3 protein-coding genes and 1 pseudogene are annotated in these 5,594 nt (G+C 73.9%); 1 reads left to right on the forward strand and 3 read right to left on the reverse strand.

The features are described from left to right. Positions 1 to 471 precede the first annotated feature (471 nt). From ACIQOV_RS24970 to ACIQOV_RS24980, 3 genes and pseudogenes are all read right to left on the reverse strand, one after another. A pseudogene (locus tag ACIQOV_RS24970) lies at positions 472 to 939 on the reverse strand (hypothetical protein); the annotation flags it as partial. Between the two features lie 12 nt (positions 940 to 951). Beyond that, entirely contained in the window at positions 952 to 1,896 is a 945-nt protein-coding gene (locus ACIQOV_RS24975; protein ID WP_401051973.1) for an NAD-dependent epimerase/dehydratase family protein, read from the reverse strand. Between the two features lie 22 nt (positions 1,897 to 1,918). After that, a complete protein-coding gene (locus ACIQOV_RS24980) occupies positions 1,919 to 3,043 on the reverse strand; it encodes a DegT/DnrJ/EryC1/StrS family aminotransferase (RefSeq protein WP_401051975.1) in 1,125 nt (374 codons plus the stop codon). Positions 3,044 to 3,422: 379 nt separating this feature from the next. Between ACIQOV_RS24980 and ACIQOV_RS24985 the strand changes: the two genes are divergently transcribed. Then, positions 3,423 to 5,594 (forward strand): MMPL family transporter (locus ACIQOV_RS24985; protein WP_401051978.1); only part of this gene is annotated, 2,172 nt, incomplete at its 3' end.

The following is a 5,594-nucleotide window of genomic DNA, read 5'->3' on the forward strand; positions in this document are numbered from 1 at the left end:
GTGGCGCCCGAGGTGGACCTGCACTCGCTGCCGCCGGTCACCGGGATGCTGAAGCTGGGCCGCGGCTGCGCGATCGAGGCCGAGGTGGACCTGTGAGGTGTCGCCCGAGCTGGTGACCACCAGGTCGGCGGCGGCCATCAGCGCGGGGACGCGGTCGGTGTGGCCGAAGGGGTGCAGCCGGGGCTCCCGGCGCGCGGCGGCCCGCAGCCGGCGCTCCAGTTCCCGGTTGCGCCCGGCCACCGCGAGGACGTGCGGCCCGGCGGCGGCCAGCGAGGCGGCGGTGCGGGCGAGCGGACCGAGCCCCCAGGAGCCGGACATCAGCAGGACGCACGCGGCGCCCGCCGGCACGCCCAGCTCCGCCCGCGCCGCGGCCCGTCGCGGCGGCCGGTAGAACGGCTGGCGCAACGGCGCCGGCACGACGGCGATGTCGGCCTCCGGCCGGTACCGCCGGACCGCGCACGCGGCGACCTCGGAGGTGACCAGGAACAGGTCCGTCCCCTCCTGCACCCAGAGCCGGTGCGGTGTCACGTCGGTGCAGAACACGAAGTGCCGGAACTCCCGCTCCGGTGCCTGCCGCAGCAGCCGGTTGACCGCCGAGGTCGCGGTGGCGAACACCGAGACCACCAGTTGCGGCCGCTGCGCCTCGATCAGCTCCCGCAGTGCCGGGACCAGTCGGCCGCGGGCCGCCGCGTCGGCGAGCAGGGCGATCCGGGCGCCGGGCCGCAGCGCCGAGAAGTGGAAGGCGTCGTACACCCCGGGCAGGTCGAGCAGCCGGCGGAACACCGCCTCCCCGGCCGCGCCCGAGCGCTGCCCGAGCAGGGCCATGGCGTCGACGGTGCGGGTGGTCCAGCCGCGTTCCCGCAGGGTGTCGGCGCAGGCCTGGGCCATCACGTCGTGGCCCTGTCCGAGCGAGCCGGAGACCAGCAGGGCGTGCGGCATCGGGCGGCCCCGTCAGGCGCCGGCGGCGGTGCCGACGGTGGCCCGGTACCAGTCCGCGTACCGCCGCACGCCGTCGGTGAAGTTGGTGCTCGGCGACCAGCCCAGCAGCCGCTTGGCCTGCGCCGAGGAGATCCGCCGCCCCGCGTAGTCGGCCTTCCGCCCGTCGATGTGCTCGATGGTGACGGGTCCCAGCAGGCCGTCCACCGTGTCGGCGATGTCCCGCACCGAGACGGCCGTCGAGCCCTCCAGCGCGAAGGTCTGGTCCTCGGCGGCGGGGGACAGGGCCCGGACGTGGGCGTCGGCGAGGTCCTCGACGTAGACGAAGTTGCGGCTCTGCCGGCCGTCCCCGGCGATGGTGATCGGCCGGCCGGCCAGCGCGGCCTGGACGAACCGGGCGACGACCAGCTCGTCCCGCATCCGGGGGCCGTACGGGATGCCGTAGCGAAGGATGGTGAAGTGCTGCCCGTAGAGCTCGCGGTAGCTGTGCACCAGCATCTCGGCGGCGAGCTTGGTGGCCACGTACAGATGGCCGCTGTGCTCCAGCTCGATCGGTACGTGCTCGTCCAACTCCTGCTCGCTGCTGTCGAGTTGCTCGTCGGTGAGGGCGGCGCCGTAGACCCAGACGGTGCTCGCCAGGACCGTGCGGCTCAGGCCGCTGCGCCGGGCGGCCTCCAGGACGGCCTCGGTGCCGTCGATGTTGGTCCGTACCGCGCGGACCGGGTCGGCGCTGACCTGCTCGACGTCGGCCATGGCGGCCAGGTGGTAGACCACCTCGCTGCCGGCCAGCGCCGCGGTGAGGGCCTTGAGGTCGAGGACGTCGAGCCGCGCGTGCTCGGCGTCCGGGTTGAGGTACTTGTCGGTGGTGTCCACCGCGAGGACGTCGTGGCCGGCCGCGATCAGGTGGTCCACGACGTGTGAGCCGATGAACCCGCAGCCCCCGGTGACGGCTATCCGCACGATCTTGCTCCCTTCGCTCCGGCTACCCGGCCAGGCGCCGGTACACCGCGGAGACGGCGTCGACCACCTGCTCCGTCTCGTCCTCGGTCATGTCGGAGTGCACCGGCAGGCAGACCTGCCGGGCGCAGACGTCCTCGGCCACCGGCAGCGGCCCGCGCCGGTACGGGGCGAACACCGGCTGGCGGTGCAGCGGCAGGTCGTAGACCTCGCCGGACAGCCGCACCGCGTGCTCCTCGGCCACCGCCCGCTTGAACTCGGCGCGGTCGACCCCGGCCGGCAGCAGCGCCACGTACTTGTAGTAGTTGCCGCGGCAGCCGGGCGGTTCGGGCACCGGGTCGAGCCCGTCCAGCCCGGCGAGCGCGGTGTCGTAGCGGCGGGCGACGGCCCGGCGGGTCTCGATGAACTCCTTCAGCCGGCGCAGGTGCACCGCGCCGATCGCGGCGTGCGGCTCGCTCATCCGCCAGGAGTAGCCGGGCTTCACGTGGTGGTTGGTGGTGAAGGAGCCCTTGCCCTGGTCGCGGTAGATCCGGGCCCCGTCGCGCAGCTCGGGCGACTCGGTGAGGATCATCCCGCCCTCGCCGCTGGTGGTGACCTTGGTCGGGTAGAAGGAGAAGGCCCCGGCCAGGCCGAAGGTGCCGGCGGCGCGGCCGTTGAAGCTGCTGCCGTGGGCGTGGGCGGCGTCCTCGACCAGCGGGACGCCGCGCCGGTCGCACAGCGCCCGCAGGGCGTCGACCCGCGGGCCGACCAGCCCGCCGATGTGCACCAGGACGACGGCGGCGGTGTCCGGGGTGAGCGCCGCCTCCAGGGTCTCGGGGGAGAGCGCGAGGGTGGCCGGATCGACGTCGGCGAAGACCGGCCGCCCGCCCGCGTGCACCACAGCCCCGGCGGTCGCGTAGAACGTGACGGCGGGGACGACCACGTCGCGGCCCCGGACGTCGACGCTGCGCAGGATCACCTCCAGCGCCGCCGTGCCGCTGCTCACCGCGACGGCGTGCGAGGCGCCGTGCTCGGCGGCGAAGGCCTGCTCGAAGCGCTCGGTCCACGGACCGAGGGTCAGCGCGCCGGTGGTGAGCATCTCGGTCACCGCTTCGGCGACGGCCGCGCGGTCGCTCTCGTCGAACACGATGCGGGCGGCTGGAACGCCCATGGGCACCTCCGGCGGCGGGCTGCCGGAGCAGCACCGATCGGGTCGAATCCTCCCGAACCGCACGTCGGCGGACGGGTCAGGCACATCACGCTACTTCGCCCACCGGCCCCCGGCCCGCCGTCGCCGACCGCACGGGTGACCGGATCTGCGGCCGTCGCAGGTCCGGGGGCTGCTTCCGGCGCAGGGCGTGCGCTCCTCCGTGCGGGGGATGGCACTACTGCGTCCGCAGTACGCAAACGGCCTGCACAGGGACGACGACGGAGCAGGGGTCGGCGATCAAGGATGGGTCATGCTGCGGGGGACCGCGTCCGCCAGGACGTCCGGTCGGCCGCGGCGCCTCCTGTTCCCGAGAACCGCATCCGAAGGAGTCCGCTCTCCCGTGGCCACGTTCCTCTACCGCCTGGGCCGATGGACCTTCGTCCGGCGCCGGCTGGTGACCTTCCTCTGGGTCGCCGTGCTGGCAGCCGTCGGAGTCCTGGCGGCCAAGGCGCCCGCCGCACCCGACGACGGCTTCGCGATGCCCGGCACGGAAGCGCAGAAGGCGTTCGACCTGATGAACGAGCGCTTCCCCGGCGGCCACGCCGACGGGGCCTCGGCGCGCCTGGTGTTCGTGGCCCCCTCCGGCCAGAAGATCACCGCCGCGCCCAACCAGCAGGCGGTCGAGCGGACGGTCGGCGAGCTCGCCGGCTCCGAGCAGGTCACCGGCGCGGTGAGCCCGTTCAAGATGCCGGGCGCCGTCTCCTCGGACGGCACCACCGCCTACGCGACGGTGAGCTACTCCGCCAAGGCCGGCGAGGTGTCCAAGACCGCCACCGACACCCTGGAGCGGGCCGCCCAGCACGGCCGGGACGCCGGGCTCAAGGTCGAGATCGGCGGCACCGCGCTGATGGCCAAGGCCGACGCCGGGGGCAGCAGCGAGGCGATCGGCATGGCGCTGTCCGCCGTCGTGCTGGTGATCACCTTCGGCTCGCTGGTCGCGGCCGGCCTGCCGCTGCTCACCGCGGTCGTCGGCGTGGGCCTCGGCATGGCGCTGATCACCGCGCTCGGCAGCACGCTCGGGCTCTCCACCACCACCGGCACCCTCGCCATGATGCTCGGCCTCGCGGTCGGCATCGACTACGCGGTGTTCATCGTCTCCCGCTACCGCGCCGAGCTCGCCGAGGGCCGCGCGCCCCAGGAGGCGGCGGGCCGGGCGGTCGGCACCGCCGGGTCCGCGGTGGTCTTCGCGGGCCTCACCGTGGTGATCGCGCTCGCCGGCCTCTCCGTGGTCGGCATCCCGATCCTGGCCAAGATGGGCATGGCCGCCGCCGGGACGGTCGTCATCGCCGTGCTGGTCGCCCTCACCCTGGTGCCCGCCCTGCTCGGCTTCCTCGGCCGCAAGGTGCTGCCGCGCAAGGCCCGCAAGGCCCGCAAGGCCCGCGGCGGGGCGGCCCCGGCCGCGAAGGAGAACGGCGGAGCCCGCTGGGCCCGCTTCATCCTGCGCCGCCCGCTCGCGGTGCTGCTCGGCGGTGTGATCGGCCTCGGCGTGCTCGCCGCCCCCGCGCTCGACCTGCGGCTCGGCCTGCCGGGTGACGAGTCGAAGCCCACCTCCACCACCCAGCGACGCGCGTACGACCTGCTCTCCGAGGGCTTCGGCCCCGGCTTCAACGGCCCGCTGACGGTCATGGTGGACGTCAAGGGCGTCGCCGACCCGAAGGCCGCCGCGAACGAGGTCGCCAAGAAGGTCTCCGGGCTGCCGGGGGTCGTCGCGGTGACGCCGCCGATGTTCAACCAGGCGGGCGACACGGCCCTGCTCAACGCCGTCCCGGCGACCGGTCCGAGCGAGGCCGAGACCAAGGACATCGTGCACGCCATCCGCCACGACGCGGCCGGCCTGAAGACGGCCACCGGGGCGACGGTCCTGGTCAGCGGCACCACGGCGATGAACATCGACGTCTCGCAGAAGATGTCCGACGCGCTGCTGCCCTACCTCGCCGTGGTCGTCGGCCTCGCCGTCGTCCTGCTGATGGTGGTCTTCCGCTCGATCCTCGTGCCGCTGAAGGCGGCCCTCGGCTTCCTGCTGTCGGTGGTCGCCGCGCTCGGCGCCGTGGTCGCGGTCTTCCAGTGGGGCTGGCTGGCCGAGCTGATCGGCGTGGAGCAGACCGGCCCGGTGATGAGCATGATGCCGATCTTCATGATCGGTGTGGTCTTCGGCCTCGCCATGGACTACGAGGTGTTCCTGGTCACCCGCATCCGCGAGGGCTACGTCCACGGTGAGGAGCCCGGCGAGGCGATCGTCACCGGCTTCCGGCACAACGCCCGGGTGGTCACCGCCGCCGCGTTCATCATGATCGCCGTCTTCGCCGGCTTCATCGGGATGAGCGAGCCGATGATCAAGATGATGGGTCTGGGCCTCGCCGCGGCCGTCGCCTTCGACGCCTTCATCGTCCGGATGACCGTCGTCCCGGCCGTCCTCGCCCTGCTTGGCCGCCGCGCCTGGTGGCTGCCGCGCTGGCTCGACCGCCTGATACCGGACGTGGACGTCGAGGGCAGCAAGCTGGAGACCCCCGCC

The sequence above is a fragment of the Kitasatospora sp. NPDC091257 genome (assembly GCF_044757675.1).
In the GTDB taxonomy this organism is placed as follows: Bacteria; Actinomycetota; Actinomycetes; order Streptomycetales; family Streptomycetaceae; genus Kitasatospora; species Kitasatospora lactacystinica.